Below are 16545 nucleotides of genomic sequence, written 5' to 3'. Positions count from 1 at the left end.
CATCGCGCGGTCACCGGCGTGTCCGACCGCGTGCCGCGGCTCACCGGCGACCACCGGTCGTCGGCAGGAGACGGCTCGAGACCCCGACGCGTCATGCGTCGGCGGGCCGCTCGAAGACGACCGCCATCGGGGTCTGCTCCGAACCCTGGCCGAGCGGGTTGTCGGCGAACATCAGCTCGTAGCGCTCCTTGGAGCCGGGGGCGTCCTTGCCGAGCACGTTGCGACCGATGTCGTTGGCGTCCATGACGACCGTGCCGCCGAAGGTCGAGCGCCACGGCTCTGGAACCCGCTCGCGGATCGCGGCCGAGATGCGGGCGGCGACCTCGTCGGGATCCTTCGGGCCGAGCTTGGCCGACACGTTCGCCGGGTACACCGAGTACTCGGTGGGGCCGTCGATGGCGCGGATGTCGCCGCCGACCAGGTCGTAGAAGAGGCCCTTGCGCCCGATGAGCTTGCCGACGAATCCGCCTGCGGCAGCGAAGACCACGCGCGGCAGGCCGGCCTCTTCGATGGCCAGCTGCATCGTGAACGGCGAGCCGAGGCCGATGCCGGCCGGGGTGCGCGTGACGTACCGGGACAGCACGCGGGCCGAGCGCCCGACCTTGATGTCCCAGATGAAGTACGAACGTCCCTGGGTGATGGCGACGATCTTCTCGGAGATGAAGTAGTACCAGCGGCCGGTCGTGGCGGCCGCGTGCTCCTCCCCCGCGGCGGGCAGGCCGTCGAAGAACCGCGTGACGTAGGACAGCGCCTTGTCGACGAGCGGGTCCTCGCGGGTGAACAGCTCGGTGCGCAGCGGGTAGCGACGCACCGACGTGCCGTCGTCGGTGGTGAGGTCGAGCTGCTTGCGGGCGTTCGGCTCGTAGTCGGTCTTGACGCGCGGCTCGCCCTCGGGCTCCGGCTCGCGCTCGTCGAAGAACTCCTGGAGCCACAGCTCGAGGTTCAGCAGGCGCCAGATCGTGTCGGAGTCGACGGTGTTCGTGCCCTTGATCCAGCCCTCGAAGGCCTCGAGCACGGCGGTCTGGTCGACGTAGGGACGGTTCGCGAACGACTCGGACAGGAACTCGCCGTAGATGTGGTTCTTCAGCACCATGAACCACTCGCTCTGCGGCGTGACGGCCCCGACCTTGTCGCGGCGGTCGAGCACCGAGTCGGGCACGAGCCCGCGGACCGACTCGCGCAGCACCCGCTTGCCGACGCCTCCGGTGACGAACGCCTCGTCGGGCAGCGAGAAGACGAACCGGGCGAGGTCGCGGTCGACGAACGGCATCCGCACCGACACCCCGGTGGCGCGCGCGTTCCGGTAGGCGACGCGCAGGCGCGCCGGCAACGATCCGCGCAGCAGGTCGTCGATCAGCCGCGCACGCAGGCTCGAGTCCTCGGACACGAACTGCTCCGACGCGTTCGCCGCGACGAACGCGCGTGACAGCAGCGACTCGACCGGGATCCGGCGACGCCGGCGCAGCCGGTCGGTCACGAGCGGGCGGCCACGACGCAGCAGCACCTCGGCGGAGCGTCCGAGCTCGGACGCCGCGGCGCGGGCGTCGTGGGCCCGCAGCTCGCGCAGGTGCACGAGGTGGTGCGCGCCGAAGCCGGCGAGCAGCTCGTCGGTGCCGGTGCCGTCGAGGACGGTGCCGTCGATGCCGGCGGCCTCGCGCAGCAGCCGGTACTGGGTGTACGCGCCGGACGAGCCGATCGGCTCCTCCTGGGCCCGGACGAGCTCGCGCATGTCCTTCTTGAACTCGGCCGACGTGGGCTCGACGCGGTGGGCGTCGACGCGCGCGCCGACGGCGGCGAGCACTGCCGCGACGTGGCCGGTCTCGTCGGCGGCGGTGTCGGGGTAGGCGGCGGTCCACGCGTCGATGCCGTCGGGGGCCAGGCCGGTGCGGCCGTCGTTGCCGGCGAGCAGCGCGGTGAGCGCGGCCGAGCCGATGCCCCCGGACAGCGTCGTGCCGACGCGGCCGTCGGAGCCGACCCGGCGGCGCACCGCGGTGGCCAGGTGCTCGCGCAGCTGGGTCGCGAGCTCGGGCGACCAGGGGCGCGGCGACCGTGCGGCGTCCTCGAGCTCGGCGCGCAGTCGCGACCAGCCGGTGCGCTCGGGGCTCGTGGCGTCGGCGCGCAGCGTCACGACCTGGCCGGGCAGGACGCGCTCGATGCCGGCGAAGAAGGTGTCGGCCCCGTCGTCGTGGACACCGAAGCGCAGGTACCGGTAGATGGTGCGGTCGTTCGGGCGCTTGTCGTAGCGACCGCTCGCGAGGATGCCGCGGACGTCGCTCGACACGAGCCAGCCGTCGTCGACACGGCACACGTGCAGCGGCCGCGTGCCGAACGGGTCGCGGGCCGCCGACAGGGTGCCGGTCTCGGAGTCCCAGACGACGAGGGCGAACTCGCCGCGCAGCCGGTCGAGGCCCGAAGGGCCCCACTCGACCCACGCGCCGAGGGCAACCTCGGCGTCGGAGCCGGACGCGAGGTCGTGCCCGAGCGTCGTCAGCTCGGAGCGGACGTCGGCAGTGTCGAGCAGGTCGCCGTCGAGCAGGAGGGTGTGGCGCCCGGTGGGCGTGCGGGCGACGGACGCGCCGCTCGTGTCGTTCGGCGCCCCGCCGATCGGGCGCAGCACGAGCGCCGCGCCGCCGGAGCCCATCACGGTGATGTCGCCGGCCTCGGCGCCCGTGGTGCCCTCGCTGTCCTGGGTGCCGTGACCGCAGTCGGCCATCCGCCGCACGAGGTCGCCGTCGCCGTCAGCCCCGAGATGCCCGCTGATTCCACACATGGGCTCCACCCTAGTGTCGGGCGATCCGCTCGCCGAGCCGCCACGGCCAGCGCAGCAGGAGCCACAGGACGAGCGTGCCGAGCAGCACCGAACCGACGACGTCGCTGAGCCAGTGGAAGTGCAGCCAGAGCAGCCCGAGCACGACGAGGAGGGTCCAGACGGCGGCGGCCGCCCACGCCCACCGTCGCCAGGCGGGCAGCAGCCGCGACACCAGCTCGGCGAGCACGCCGGCGCAGACGAGCGCGGTCGCCGTGTGCCCCGAGGGATAGGACCCGTCGTGCGCGGCAACGGCGTCGAAGCCCGGTGCCGCGCGGTCGATGACGGCCTTGCCGACGAGCACCGTGGTGGTCAGCAGCGCGATCGCGGGGACCGCGACGACGAGGGCAGCCGAGTCGCGCGCGCGCCACGACAGCACGGCGGCGACGAGCAGGACGACCGCGACGCCGACGGCGGGGGTCGCGAGGTCGACCACGAGGAACGCCAGCGCGTGCGGCAGCGCGGGCCCCGCGTCCTCCCCGGGGGTCAGGGCCAGGACCGCGTCGTCGAGGCGGTAGACCCGGCCTGCACGCACGACACCGACCGTCAGCGCCACGAGCGCGACGCACAGCACCAGCGGCACGGTCCGCGCCCACGGGTCGCGCCGTGGACGGTCTCGCGGTGGGCCGTCCGGCCGGTCGCGGTTGCGATCCGCGCCGGTCACTCCCACTCGATGGTGCCCGGCGGCTTGCTCGTGACGTCGAGGACGACGCGGTTGACCTCTTCGACCTCGTTGGTGATGCGGGTCGAGATCGTCGCGAGGACGTCGTAGGGCACGCGCGCCCAGTCGGCCGTCATGGCGTCCTCGGACGCGACGGGCCGCAGCACCACCGGGTGGCCGTAGGTGCGGCCGTCGCCCTGGACGCCGACGGAGCGGACGTCGGCGAGCAGCACGACGGGGCACTGCCAGATGTCGCGGTCGAGGCCGGCCTTCGTCAGCTCCTCGCGGGCGATGGCGTCGGCCCGGCGCAGCACCGCGAGGCGCTCGGCGTCGACGGCCCCGATGATGCGGATGCCGAGCCCGGGGCCCGGGAACGGCTGGCGCCACACGATGACCTCGGGAACGCCGAGCTCGAGGCCGACCTGGCGCACCTCGTCCTTGAAGAGGGTGCGCAGCGGCTCGATGAGCGAGAACTGGAGGTCGTCGGGCAGGCCGCCGACGTTGTGGTGGCTCTTGATGTTGGCCGCGCCCTCGCCGCCGCCCGACTCGACGACATCGGGGTAGAGCGTGCCCTGGACGAGCCACTTGACCGGGTGCTCCTCGTCGCCGCGGTCGTGGACGACGTCGCGCGCGGCCTGCTCGAAGACGCGGATGAACTGCTCGCCGATGATCTTGCGCTTCGTCTCGGGGTCGGTGACCCCGGCGAGCGCCTCGAGGAAGCGCTCGCGCGCGTCGACGACGACGAGGTCGACGCCGGTGGCCTCGACGAAGTCCTTCTCGACCTGCTCGGCCTCGTCCTCACGCAGCAGCCCGTGGTCGACGAACACACACGTCAGCTGGTCGCCGATCGCCTTCTGCACGAGGGCTGCCGCGACGGAGGAGTCGACACCGCCGGAGAGGGCGCAGAGGACGCGGTCCTGCCCGACCTGCTCGCGGATCGACTCGACGAGGTCGTCGACGACGTTCGAGGCGGTCCACTCGGGAGCGATGCCGGCGCCCTTCCAGAGGAAGTTCTCCAGGACGCGCTGGCCCTGCTCGGAGTGCAGCACCTCGGGGTGCCACTGGACGCCGTAGAGGCGACGCGTGTCGTCCTCGATGGCGGCCACCGGCGTGCCGGCGGTCGAGGCCGTGACGGCGGAGCCCTGCGGGGCCTGCGTGACGGAGTCGCCGTGCGACATCCAGACGACCTGGTTCGCCGGCTGCCCGGAGAAGAGCGTCGAGCCGAGGCCCGAGATCGAGGCGTCGGTCTTGCCGTACTCGCGGGCACCGGTGCGCGCGACGGTGCCGCCGAGGGCCTGGGCCATCGACTGGAAGCCGTAGCACATGCCGAAGACCGGGACGCCGGCCTCGAGCAGCGCCGGGTCGAGCCGCGGGGCGCCGTCCTCGTAGACCGAGCTCGGGCCGCCGGACAGGATGATCGCTGCCGGCTCCTTGGCGAGCATGTCGCTCACCGCCATGGAGTGCGGCACGACCTCGCTGTACACGTTCGCCTCACGCACCCGCCGGGCGATGAGCTGGGCGTACTGGGCGCCGAAGTCGACGACGAGGACGGGATGGCTCTGCAGGTCGTGCGCGTCGGTCACGCGAACAGCCTAGTGGCTGGCGTCGGGGGCTCCGGACCCCGCTCAGGCCCCGGCGTCGGCCGGCGTGCCCTCGCCCGCGGCGTAGGACCGGGCCAGCATCCCCTCGATCTCGGCGGTGTTGCGGCGCTCGGCCACCCACGGCAGGACGGGCACGAACCCGGCGAGGAGGTTGCGGATGATGCGCATCGGGCTCCACCCGACCTTGAGGCCGAGGTTGGCGACCGACGCCGCGTAGCCCATGTAGATGACGCCGTGGATCGGGCTCCAGTACTGCGTCAGGACGTTCGTCTGGTGCAGCGCGTACTTCATGACCATCTCGAGGATGAGCACGAACAGTGCGATGCCGGCGACGATCGCGAGGACGCGGTAGGCGGACAGGGCCGAGCGGATCTGCTTCGGCTTGGCCAGGGCCTGCGGGTAGGTGCTCACGTCGTGGCGCTCTCTCTCGTGCTGTCGGTCGTGCTGTCGGTCGTGCTGTCGGTCGTGCTGGGGATCGGGGCGGCAGGAGTGGCGAGGGCGACGTCCTCGTCCGCGTCCTCCTCGGCGCGGAGCATCTTCCAGAACATCCAGATCGCGAAGACGCCGAAGACCCACCACTGCACGGCGTAGGCCGCGTTGCGCAGGTTGAGCGGGGTGTCGAGCGTGGGCGGCGGGACGCGGCTGAGGGCGGCGTCGGTCAGGGTGGGGCCCGCCGCGCCGGCTCCGGTGTGCTCGGCCGAGGCGAAGACGACGGCGTCGTAGAGGTCGCCGGGCCACTCGTTGACGAGCTCGGCGAGGTCGATCGAGCGACGCTGCTGGCCCTGGAGGGGGTCACCGGTGCGGGGGGACTCCCCGGGCCCGAGCGTGCCGAGCACCGTGACGGGCCCGGCCGGCGGCGTCGGAGCGGCGGACGGGGCGCCGGCGACGAAGCCGCGGAGCACCGCCACGGTGCCCGCTCCGGTGTCGAGCGGGGTGACGACCCAGGAGCCGCTGCGGTCGCCGAGACGTCGGTCGACGACGACGAAGGACCGTGACGCGTCGTAGCGGCCGGTGACGGTGACCGGACGGTTGGACAGCTCCGGCGGGAAGGCGCGGTGTGGTGCGGTGACCTGCGCGAGGGGTTCGCGAGTCATCGTCGCAGCGGCGGCGATGGCGTCCTGGCGGCCGTTGTCGCGGGCGACACCGAGCTGCCACATCCCGAGCAGGACGCACGCCGCGACGACGACGAGCAGGCCCGCGACGGCGGCCGCCCAGCGCGGGGTGAGCAGTCGGCGGAGCACCTCCCAAGGGTAGGTCACCGACATCGGCGTCCCCGACGCCGCCCGACGTCGCGGCCACGGCGCACGGAGGCGGGCGGGCGGCCGGCGTGCCAGACTCGGGCCCATGCACGGCCGGTCGACCCCTCCCGCCCGCGGTGCCGCGGTCGGCGCGCGCCCCGCGGCCCGCGCCGCGTTCGGCATCGGCACGGCCCTCGTGGCCCTCCTGCTCGCCGGCTGCGGCGTCACCGACATCCCGTCGGCGCCCAGGACCGTCACGGTCCTCGTCGACCCGCCGAGCACGCCCGGGCAGAGCGCGCCCGCCACCGAGACGCCGGTACCGACCCAGACCGCTCCGTCGTCGACCGCGGTACCGACCGCCCTCGCCGCCGGCGCGCAGCGCGGCGCCCCGCACTCCTTCGCCGAGGCCGCGGCCCGGGTTGCCGGCGCCAAGGCGGCGGCCGGCGTCACCGCGGCGTTCGTCAGCCCGAGCGGCAACCTGCGCTGCGTCGTCACCGGTGGCGCACCGGCGCCCGCGTGCGAGGTCGTCGAGGGACGCGTGACGCCGCCGCGCCCGGGCCTGTGCAAGCCCGGTGGCGCCACCGACATCGGCCGCATCGAGCTGACCGAGGGCGGGGCGGTCCCGGTGTGCAACGGTGACACCGTCACGCACGCGGACGTCCCGACGCTCGAGTACGGGTCGCGCACGTCGGCGCCGGGCCCGGTGCAGTGCCTCAGCGAGGAGTCCGGCATCACGTGTGTCGACCAGGCCCACCAGCACGGCTTCTTCCTCGCCCGCCGCACCTTCGTCACGTTCTGAGCGACCGCCGGTACTGGTGGTCCGACGAGACGCCGACCCCCCGAAGGTCACGAATCGGTAACAACCTCGAGCACGACCTCGCCTGTGGACCCGCTGGGAATTGACTGGGGCGTCGCCCCTCGGGGGTCCGGCGACACGGGATACACAACTCACACCAAGGGGAAGTCTCGTGAGGCACACAGTGCACATGGGGCGGCGGGCCGTCGTCGGCGTCGTCGCCACCGGTGCCCTGGTCGCCGGCGCGCTCGCCGCGTCGCCGGTCCAGGCCGCACCGAACACCGGGTCATCCGGCAACCAGAAGTCCGTCGGCAGCACCCACGCCGACAACCTCCGCTCGCCGCTCGCCGTCCGACAGGACGCGGCGCGGCAGAAGGCCCTCCAGGCCCGGGTCAAGGGTGACCCGACGGCTCAGGGCAAGGTCGCCAAGGTCGGCGGCATCCAGGGCAAGGGACAGTACGTGCAGCTCGAGCGCGAGGGCACGGACAAGATCTTCGTCGTCATCGTCGAGTTCGGGGACCAGCAGTACCCCAACCCGATCTTCCAGGGACCGCCGCCGGACGGCAGCGCCACCGACGTCACCGGCCCGCGCCACAACGAGATCCCGGCGCCGGACCGCTCCGTCGACAACTCGACGCTGTGGCAGGCGAACTACGACCGGGCGCACTACCAGGACATGTACTACAACCGGATGGCGAAGTACTACGAGCGGCAGTCCTCGGGCCGGTACTCCGTCGAGGGCGACGTCACCGAGTGGGTCAAGGTGCCCTTCAACGAGGCGCTCTACGGTCGCAACTACTGCGGCAGCATCGTCTGCGCCACGTCCAAGGCGCTCGTGCGTGACGCCCTCGCCGTGTGGGTCGACAACCAGCTGAAGTCGGGCAAGACGATGGAGGAGGTGCAGGCCTACCTGCGCACCTTCGACCAGCAGGACCGCTACGACATCGACGGCGACGGCAACTTCAACGAGCCCGACGGCGTCATCGACCACTTCCAGATCGTCCACGCGGGCGGCGACGAGGCGGCCGGCGACCCGAACCAGGGCACCGACGCCATCTGGAGCCACCGCTCCTTCGCCAACGTCCAGGGTGGCGGGCCGCTCGGCTCCGGCGTCGACATCGGCACCAACAGCGGGATCGTCTCGAGCGCGCAGGTGCCGAACCACCCGACCGGCATCTGGGTCGGCGACTACACGATGCAGCCCGAGAACGGCGGCCTCGGCGTCTTCGCCCACGAGTTCGGCCACGACCTCGGCCTGCCCGACCTCTACGACACCTCCGGCAACACCGGCGGAGCCGAGAACAACACGGCGTTCTGGACCCTCATGTCCTCCGGCGCCAACATCGGCGACGGCGGCCCGGACGGCATCGGCGACGCGCCGACCGACATGGGTGCGTGGGAGCTCTTCCAGCTCGGCTGGCTCCAGCCGCAGGGCAAGCAGGGCCCGTTCTACGACGTCGCCCACTCCGGCAAGCGCTCGTCGCACACGCTCGGCTCCAACGTCCCGGCGACGAAGAAGTCGCAGGCGCTGTTCACCGTGCTGCCCGACAAGCAGGTGTCGCTCGACATCGGGGCACCGGCGGCTGGCAGCTGGCAGTTCTACAGCACCCAGGGCGACGAGATCGAGACGACGATGACCCACGCCGCCTCGCCGGGCACCCTGACGGCGAAGGTGAACTACGACATCGAGAAGGACTGGGACTACGCCTACCTCGAGGCCTCGCCCGACGGCACGACGTGGACGCCGGTCGCCACCAACCGCTCGACGACGGCGAACCCGAACGGGCAGAACGAGGGCCAGGGCATCACCGGCGTCTCCGGCGCGTGGGTCGACCTCACCGGCACCCTGCCCACCGGCACGAAGCAGGTGCGGTTCCGCTACTGGACCGACGTCGCCGAGACCCGGCCCGGCATCCGCGTCGACGACGTCGCGCTCAACGGGGCCGTCATCGGCTCGGGCGAGACCCCCGACGAGGGCTGGACCTTCGACGGGTTCGTGCGCACGCAGCAGCAGTACGTCAAGGGCTACTTCAACGCCTACGTCGCCGAGAACCGTCAGTACGACGGCTATGACGCGTCGCTGCGCACCGCGTACAACTTCGGCTTCCTCGGCACGCGTCCCGACTGGGTCGAGAGCTACCCGTACCAGAACGGCCTGCTCGTGTCGTACTGGGACTCCTCGCAGTCGAACAACAACGTCGGCGAGCACCCGGGCAAGGGCCTGGTCCTGCCCGTCGACGCGCACCCCGAGCTGAGCCACTGGCCGGACGGCACGCTCATGCGCAACCGCATCCTGTCCTACGACTCGACCTTCGGGCTCGAGGCCACGGACCCGATCACCTTGCACACGAACGGTGTCGCCGGGTCGATCGCAACCAAGCCGGCGCAGCCCGTCTTCGACGACACGAAGACGTGGTGGGTCAACGCCGACGAGCACGGTGCGACCGGTGCCCACCCGGGCCGGTACCAGCCGGGCTGGTACTCGGTCGACGTGCCGAAGACCGGCACGACGATCCGTGTCGTGTCGACCTCGAAGCAGGGCGGCGACCTCAACGTCCTCGTCGCTCCGCGGTGACCCGCTGACCCGGTGACCGAGTGCCCCGTCGACGCCACCGTCGACGGGGCACTCGCACGCGGCACGTAGGATTGGGGCTCACGAGCGCCGGATCGCCGGATGCGCGCCGTGGTCGACCTGCCAACCCGACGACCGAGGGGCCGCCGTGGCGCACCTGCTCATCCTCCACCTCGCAGCAGCGGTCGTCGCACCCCTGCTCGCGAGGTACCTGCGCGCCAAGGCCTTCGCCGTCCTCGCCCTCGTGCCGGCTGTGTCGTTCGTCTGGCTGCTCACCGTGGCGGGCGACGTGCGCGACGGGCACGGCCCCGTCGAGCGGGTGCCGTGGGTGCCGGGCCTCGGTCTCGACCTCGACTTCCGCCTCTCGACGCTGCAGTGGGTTCTGGCGCTGCTCGTCACCGGCATCGGCGCCCTCGTCCTGCTCTACTGCACGTGGTACTTCGCCGACGACGACCCCACGATCTGGCGGTTCTCGTCGGTCTTCATCGCCTTCGCGGGCGCGATGCTCGGCCTCGTCCTCACCGACAACTTCCTCGTGCTCTACATCTTCTGGGAGCTGACGACGGTCCTGTCCTACCTGCTCATCGGGCACAACCCGGCCAGCTCGACCAACCGGCGCGCGGCGATGCAGGCCCTCGTCGTCACGACGTTCGGCGGACTCGCCATGCTCGTGGGCATCATCGCCCTCGGCGTCCACCACACGTACTCGATCTCGGGGCTGCTCGCCGACCCGCCACCGCTCGACGCCGTCACGGTGGCGGCGGTCGTGCTGCTGCTCGTCGGCGCGCTGTCGAAGTCGGCGCTCGTGCCGTTCCACTTCTGGCTGCCGGGTGCCATGGCCGCACCGACGCCGGTCAGCGCGTACCTCCACGCCGCGGCGATGGTCAAGGCAGGGGTCTACCTCGTCGCGCTCCTCGCGCCGGCCTTCGCCGGGGCGCCGGCCTGGCACGTGCTCACCCTCGGCCTCGGTCTGCTGACGATGGCGGTCGGCGGCTGGCGCGCGCTGCGCCAGCACGACATCAAGCTGCTCCTCGCCTACGGCACGGTGAGCCAGCTCGGCTTCATGGTCGCCATCGCCGGGCTCGGCACCCGCACGGCGGGGCTCGCGGCCCTCGCGCTCGTCGTGGCGCACGCCCTCTTCAAGTCGACCCTCTTCCTCACCGTCGGCGTCGTCGACAAGGCCACCGGCACCCGCGACCTGCGCGAGCTCTCCGGCGTCGGCCGCCGGTTGCTGCCGGTGTCGGTGCCGGCCACGCTCGCGGCCCTGTCGATGGCCGGCGTCGTGCCGCTCGCGGGCTTCGTGAGCAAGGAGAGCGCGCTCGAGTCGCTGTGGCAGGACGTCGAGACCGGGGTGCCGCTGCCGCCGGCCTTCGGCTGGCTCGCCATCGCCGGGGTCGTCGTCGGCTCGGCGCTGACGGCCGCCTACACGGCCCGGTTCCTCTGGGGCGCCTTCGCGACGAAACCGGGCGTGGCCCCGACGCGCGGCAAGGTGCCCCACCCCGGGTTCGTCCTCGCCCCTCTGCTGCTCGGCACCGCGAGCCTGCTCCTCGGCCTGCTCGCACCGCTCGAGTCGCCGTGGCTCATGCCGTACGCCGACACGCTGCCGCAGGGGGCGCCTCCCGAGCCGCTCGCGCTCTGGCACGGCGTCACGGTCCCGCTGCTGCTGTCGCTGCTGTCGATCGCCGTGGGTCTCGTCCTCTTCTGGAAGCGCGACCTCGTGGCGCGGGCCCAGACGGGCGTGCCCGCCCTCGTCGACGGCGAGCGCGCCTTCGCCCGCACACTGCGCTGGGTCGACCGCGGCGCGGTCGAGACCACGGCCGTCACCCAACGGGGATCGCTGCCGATCTACCTCACCGGCATCCTGCTGGTCTTCGTCCTGCTGCCCGGGCTGGCCGCGGTCACGCAGGGACACCTGCCCTCGGTCCGCTTGTGGGACAACGCCGGTCAGGCCGTCGTCGGGCTCATCGTCGTGGCCGCCGCGGTGCTCGTGCTCGTCACGCGGCGACGCCTCACGGCCGTCATGCTCGTCGGTGTCACCGGGTACGGCGTCGCGACGCTGTTCATCGTGCACGGCGCGCCCGACCTCGCCATCACCCAGATGCTCGTCGAGACCGTGTCGCTCGTCGTGTTCGTCCTCGCGCTGCGTCGGCTGCCGACGAAGTTCACGCGGCACCGGCACTCCCCCGCCCGCACCTGGCGTCTCGGGCTCGGCCTCGCGGTCGGCTGTGCCGTCGGGGCGATCGCGCTCGTGGCATCCGGCGGCCGCTCCACCGAACCGGTGTCGGCCGGGTTCCCCACGCAGGCCTACGAGTTCGGTCACGGCAAGAACATCGTCAACGTCACCCTCGTCGACATCCGCGCGTGGGACACCCTCGGCGAGGTGTCGGTGCTCGTCGCGGCGGCCACCGGCATCGCGAGCCTCATCTTCGTGCAGACCCGCAACACCCGGCTCTCCCGGGCGAGCGCCAAGGAGCTGCCCTCGAGCAACCCGGCGCGCGGCACGTGGCTGGCCGGTGGGCGCACGATGCGCAAGGAGAAGCGCTCGGTGATCTTCGAGGTGGTGACGCGCCTCGTCTTCCACGTCATGCTCGCCGCCTCGCTCTTCCTGCTCTTCTCGGGCCACAACCAGCCCGGGGGCGGGTTCGCCGGCGGCCTCGTCGCCGGCCTGGCGCTCGTCGTGCGCTACCTCGCCGGCGGCCGGTACGAGCTCGACGAGGCGGCCCCCTTCGACGCCGGGCTGCTCGTCGGGCTCGGGCTGCTCGTCGCCGTCGCGTCGGCCCTGGCACCCCTCGCCTTCGGCGGCACGATCCTCGAGACCACCGCCGTCGACTTCACGCTCTGGCCGTGGGGCGAGGTGCACCTCGTGACGTCGCTGTTCTTCGACATCGGCGTCTACCTCATCGTCGTCGGCATGATGCTCGACATCGTCCGGAGCCTGGGCACGGGCATCGACCGGCAGATCGCCGAGGAGGCCGACGCCGGAACACCCGAGGGCGGCACGACCCCCGTCGCCGCGGGGGCCGTCAGCGGCGCGCCCACCGGGGAGGTGCACCCGTGACCTCACTCGCGCCGTCGCTCATCGAGAGCACCCTCGAGCCGAACCTGACCCTCGTGCTCGTCACCGTCGGGCTCGTCGCCGCCGGGACCGCGCTCGTGCTCGACCGCAGCCTCGTGCGGGTCCTGCTCGGCGTCGTCCTCATCGGCAACGGCGTCGCCGTCCTCTACCTCGTCGTCAGCGGGCGCGCGGGCCGGGCGCCGTTCGTCGGCGAGGACCCGGCGTCGATCAGCGACCCGCTCCCCCAGGCGATGGTGCTCACCGCCATCGTCATCAGCCTCGCCACCGTCGGCTTCCTCCTCGCGCTGTCCTACCGGCTCTGGCAGATCTCCGGCACCGACGACGTGCCCGACGACGCCGAGGACGCCCGGATCCAGCGGCTCGCCGAGGCCGACGCGACGTCGGAGACCTACGACCCGTCCGAGGTGTCGACGACGACCTCCGACGAGGACGCCCGCGAGGACGCTGACGACGGCCACCAGAACGACGACGTGAACGCCGGCCCGGACGCCCACGCGGACGCCCGCGCGGACGCCCACCGAGGAGACACCCGTGGCTGACCCGACCCTCGCGAGCGCCGCCCTCGTCGGTGCCGACCTCGTGCCCAACCTGCTGCCGATGCCGGTCCTGCTGCCGCTGCTCGGCGCGGCCCTGACGCTGGCGCTGCGCCGCTCCCCGCGCCTGCAACGGTCCACGAGCATCGCCGTGCTCACCGCCACCGTGGCCGTCGCGGGCGTGCTCGTCTGGCAGACCGACGCGAACGGCCCGCAGGTGCTGTGGCTCGGCGCCTGGCAGGAGCCGCTCGGCATCTCCCTCGTCGCCGACCGGCTCAGCGCCCTCATGCTGCTCGTGTCGGGTGTCGTGACCCTCCTCGTGCTGCTCTTCGCCATCGGGCAGGGCCACGCCGACGAGGAGGAGGACGACGAGAGCACGCCGCTGTCGATCTTCCACCCCACCTACCTCGTGCTGTCCGCCGGCGTGGCCAACGCCTTCCTCGCCGGCGACCTCTTCAACCTCTTCGTCGGCTTCGAGATCCTCCTGTTCAGCTCCTACGTGCTGCTGACGCTCGGCGGTTCCGCGGCCCGCATCCACGCCGGCACGACGTACGTCGTCGTCAGCCTCATCAGCTCGGCCCTCTTCCTCGTCGGCATCGCTGCGGTCTACGCCGCGACGGGCACCGTCAACCTCGCCCAGCTCGCGATCCGCATCGAAGGGCTCGCGCCCGGTGTGGCGCTCGTGCTCCAGCTGACGCTGCTCACGGCCTTCGCCATCAAGGCGGCCGTCTTCCCGATGTCGGCGTGGCTGCCCGACAGCTACCCCACCGCACCGGCGCCGGTCACCGCGGTCTTCGCCGGCCTGCTGACCAAGGTCGGCGTCTACGCGATCATCCGCACCCAGACCCTGCTGTTCCCCGACTCACCGCTGCAGGGCCTGCTCATGTGGGCGGCCTTGCTGACGATGGTCGTCGGCATCCTCGGGGCGGTGTCGCAGACGGGCCTGAAGAGGATCCTGTCGTTCACGCTCGTCAGCCACATCGGCTACATGATCTTCGGCATCGCGCTGTCGAGCACCCAGGGCACGGCCGGCGCGATCTTCTACGTCGCCCACCACATCACCATCCAGACCGCGCTCTTCCTCGTCACCGGCCTCGTCGAGCGCTACGCCGGCACCACCTCGCTCGACCGTCTCGGTGGCCTCGCCGCCTCGGCGCCGGTGCTCGCCGTGCTCTTCTTCGTGTCGGCGATGAACCTCTCCGGCATCCCGCCGCTGTCGGGGTTCCTCGCCAAGATCGGGCTGCTCGACGCCGGCATCGCCCTCGGCACACCGCTGGCCTGGGTGCTCGTGGTCGGCGGCGTCGTCACGAGCCTGCTGACGCTCTACGCCCTCGCGAAGGTGTGGAGCCAGGCGTTCTGGCGGCCGCGCCCCGAGCACGTCCCGACCGACGATGCCGACGGCGCCGAGGCGTCCCTCCCCTCGGCCGTCCAGCCGACCGTGCGCGAGGGCGCGCCGTCGTCGGCGTCGGCCCCGGTGGCCGCGGCCACGCGGGGGAGCGTCGCCGTGGCGTCCGAGGTCGGCGGCGACGCCCGCGCGCCGCGGGCGCTGCCGCGGCTCATGCTCGGGGCCACGGCGGCGATGACGGCTGTCGGCCTGCTCATCACGCTCGTCGCCGGGCCGCTCTTCGCCTACACGCAGCGCGCGGCCGAGGACCTCCACAGCCGTCAGCCGTACATCACCTCGGTCCTGCCGCCGGAGGTGCGCCGATGACCCCGTCCCAGACCCCGCCCAGGACCGTGCCGGCCGGACCGGCGCCCGTCGCCGAGGGGCCACGCCGGCGACGCCGCACCTTCCAGCCGCGGGCCGTCGTGGCCATCGCGGTCGTCTGGGTGCTGCTCTGGGACCGCGTCTCGCTCGGCAACGTCGTCAACGGGCTGCTCGTCGGGCTGTTCGTGACGTACGCCTTCCCGCTGCCCTCGATCGTCTTCACCGGACGCGTCCGGCCGCTGCGGCTGCTCTGGCTCGGCCTCCGGTTCGTCGGTGACCTCGTCGCGGCCTCGTGGCAGGTCATCCGGCTCGCGTTCGGCCCCGGCCGCCTGCGCAACGCCGTCGTCGGGGTGCAGCTGCGCTCGCGCTCCGACTTCTACCTCACCGTCACCGCCGAGCTCGTCGCTCTCGTGCCCGGCTCGGTCGTCGTCGACGCCCGACGCTCGAGCTCGGTGCTGTACCTGCACCTGCTCGACGTCGGCCGCGAGGGCGCCGTCGACGCGGCCCGCCGCAACGTGCTCGCCGTCGAGGCCCGCGTCGTGCGGGCCATCGGCTCCGACGAGGAGGTCGCGGCGCTCGAGGCGGCGGCCGCTGCCGACCCCGACGGCACCGGGCGCGTCCCCACCGACCGACACGTCCCCCCGCACGAGCAGACGCACGAGCCGACCGACCCCTCCACCGGAAGGAGCGACGCGTGAACGCCATCGCCCTCGCCGCGCTCGCGATGCTCGGCGTCGCCGCCGTCATCGTCCTCGTGCGCATCGCGCGCGGCCCGAGCAACCTCGACCGCATCGTCGCCTCCGACATCCTCCTCGTCGTCGTCATCGCCGGCGTGGCCCTCGAGTCGGTGCGCCAGCGCACGGCCACCTACCTGCCACTGCTCATGGTGCTCGGCCTCGTCGCCTTCGTCGGTGGCGTCGCGGTCACACGGTTCCTCTCGCGCGACCGCGACGACGCGGACCCCACGGGCGCCACCGAAGGCACCGGAGGCACCGACACCGCGGACCCGCAGGAGGCGTCGTGACCGGCCCGGCCTGGCTCCTGTCCACGCTCGACGCGCTCGGCGGCGTGTGCCTCCTGCTCGGCGCCTTCCTCTGCCTCGCCGGTGCCATCGGCCTGGCGCGTTTCCCCGACACCCTGTCGCGGCTGCACGCAGCGACCAAGCCGCAGACGCTCGGCCTGCTCGTCGTGCTCCTCGGGCTCGCGCTGACGCTGCGCACCTGGGCCGCGGTCACGACCCTGCTGCTCGTGGGCGCCACGCAGTTCCTCACTGCACCCGTGTCGGCGCACCTCGTCGGGCGTGCGTCCTACCGCAACGGCAGCGTCGATCGCGACACCCTCGAGGTCGACGAGCTGTCCGAGGCGCTCGAGCGCTCCGGCTGGGACCCCACCCGCTGACCCCTCCGTCGCCACCCGCTCGTCATCCCGTCCTCTTCGTCGAGTGAGCACCCAGCCCCACCCGTCACACAGAGGACCTGTGACGCGTGGGACGCAGTGCTCACTCGATCGACAGGGAGGGGGCGCGGTAGTCAGGGGCGTCGGGCTGCGCTGTCG

13 protein-coding genes are annotated in these 16545 nt (G+C 72.6%); 8 read left to right on the top strand and 5 right to left on the bottom strand.

Annotated features, from left to right (window positions below; translation table 11 throughout):
* Window positions 1–91: 91 nt before the first annotated feature.
* The 5 genes from AC3A5R_RS14615 to AC3A5R_RS14595 all read right to left on the bottom strand — a co-directional run bounded on the left by AC3A5R_RS14615 (window position 92) and on the right by AC3A5R_RS14595 (window position 6309).
* Complete coding sequence (locus AC3A5R_RS14615) at window positions 92–2770, bottom strand: asparagine synthase-related protein (protein ID WP_487621494.1); 2679 nt, start codon at window positions 2768–2770, stop codon at window positions 92–94.
* Between the two features lie 10 nt (window positions 2771–2780).
* Window positions 2781–3389, bottom strand: a complete 609-nt coding sequence (locus AC3A5R_RS14610; RefSeq protein WP_487621493.1) for a phosphatase PAP2 family protein — start codon at window positions 3387–3389, stop codon at window positions 2781–2783.
* 77 nt (window positions 3390–3466) lie between these two features.
* Window positions 3467–5050 (bottom strand): glutamine-hydrolyzing GMP synthase, encoded by a 1584-nt coding sequence (guaA, locus tag AC3A5R_RS14605; protein WP_487621492.1) that lies wholly within the window; start codon window positions 5048–5050, stop codon window positions 3467–3469.
* A 42-nt stretch (window positions 5051–5092) separates the two neighbouring features.
* Window positions 5093–5479, bottom strand: a complete 387-nt coding sequence (locus AC3A5R_RS14600; protein WP_487621491.1) for a DUF3817 domain-containing protein — start codon at window positions 5477–5479, stop codon at window positions 5093–5095.
* Window positions 5476–6309: an SURF1 family protein gene (locus AC3A5R_RS14595; RefSeq protein WP_487621490.1), complete on the bottom strand. Its 834-nt coding sequence runs from the start codon at window positions 6307–6309 to the stop codon at window positions 5476–5478. The genes AC3A5R_RS14600 and AC3A5R_RS14595 overlap by 4 nt, the downstream gene beginning before the upstream one ends.
* 103 nt (window positions 6310–6412) lie before the next feature.
* Between AC3A5R_RS14595 and AC3A5R_RS14590 the strand changes: the two genes are divergently transcribed.
* From AC3A5R_RS14590 to mnhG, 8 genes are all read left to right on the top strand, one after another.
* Window positions 6413–7105 carry a DUF6636 domain-containing protein gene (locus AC3A5R_RS14590; protein WP_487621489.1) on the top strand — a complete coding sequence of 231 codons (693 nt, stop codon included), beginning with the start codon at window positions 6413–6415 and terminating at the stop codon, window positions 7103–7105.
* Between the two features lie 169 nt (window positions 7106–7274).
* Window positions 7275–9677 (top strand): immune inhibitor A domain-containing protein, encoded by a 2403-nt coding sequence (locus tag AC3A5R_RS14585; protein ID WP_487621488.1) that lies wholly within the window; start codon window positions 7275–7277, stop codon window positions 9675–9677.
* Between the two features lie 145 nt (window positions 9678–9822).
* Window positions 9823–12732: a Na+/H+ antiporter subunit A gene (locus AC3A5R_RS14580; protein ID WP_487621487.1), complete on the top strand. Its 2910-nt coding sequence runs from the start codon at window positions 9823–9825 to the stop codon at window positions 12730–12732.
* A complete protein-coding gene (locus AC3A5R_RS14575) occupies window positions 12729–13289 on the top strand; it encodes a Na(+)/H(+) antiporter subunit C (RefSeq protein ID WP_487621486.1) in 561 nt (186 codons plus the stop codon). The genes AC3A5R_RS14580 and AC3A5R_RS14575 overlap by 4 nt, the downstream gene beginning before the upstream one ends.
* Window positions 13282–14994, top strand: coding sequence for a Na+/H+ antiporter subunit D (locus tag AC3A5R_RS14570; protein WP_487621485.1), 1713 nt, complete (start codon window positions 13282–13284; stop codon window positions 14992–14994). Before AC3A5R_RS14575 ends, AC3A5R_RS14570 begins: the two co-directional genes overlap by 8 nt.
* On the top strand, window positions 14991–15689 hold the full coding sequence (locus tag AC3A5R_RS14565; protein ID WP_487621484.1) for a Na+/H+ antiporter subunit E: 699 nt from the start codon (window positions 14991–14993) through the stop codon (window positions 15687–15689). The genes AC3A5R_RS14570 and AC3A5R_RS14565 overlap by 4 nt, the downstream gene beginning before the upstream one ends.
* Window positions 15686–16015: an MrpF/PhaF family protein gene (locus AC3A5R_RS14560; protein ID WP_487621483.1), complete on the top strand. Its 330-nt coding sequence runs from the start codon at window positions 15686–15688 to the stop codon at window positions 16013–16015. The genes AC3A5R_RS14565 and AC3A5R_RS14560 overlap by 4 nt, the downstream gene beginning before the upstream one ends.
* Window positions 16012–16389, top strand: a complete 378-nt coding sequence (gene mnhG / locus AC3A5R_RS14555; RefSeq protein ID WP_487621482.1) for a monovalent cation/H(+) antiporter subunit G — start codon at window positions 16012–16014, stop codon at window positions 16387–16389. The genes AC3A5R_RS14560 and mnhG overlap by 4 nt, the downstream gene beginning before the upstream one ends.
* The last annotated feature ends 156 nt before the right edge of the window (window positions 16390–16545 follow it).

The organism is Intrasporangium sp. Soil_C_50 (assembly GCF_057656595.1).
The sequence above is the reverse complement of the archived record's forward strand: the minus strand, read 5'-3'. Positions and strand labels throughout refer to the sequence as shown.

What these genes read in the sequence shown, in the direction of transcription:
- AC3A5R_RS14615 (WP_487621494.1), bottom strand. Translation starts at nt 2,770, where the DNA reads ATGTGTGGAATCAGCGGGCATCTCGGGGCTGACGGCGACGGCGACCTC.
- AC3A5R_RS14590 (WP_487621489.1), top strand. Translation starts at nt 6,413, where the DNA reads ATGCACGGCCGGTCGACCCCTCCCGCCCGCGGTGCCGCGGTCGGCGCG.
- AC3A5R_RS14565 (WP_487621484.1), top strand. Translation starts at nt 14,991, where the DNA reads ATGACCCCGTCCCAGACCCCGCCCAGGACCGTGCCGGCCGGACCGGCG.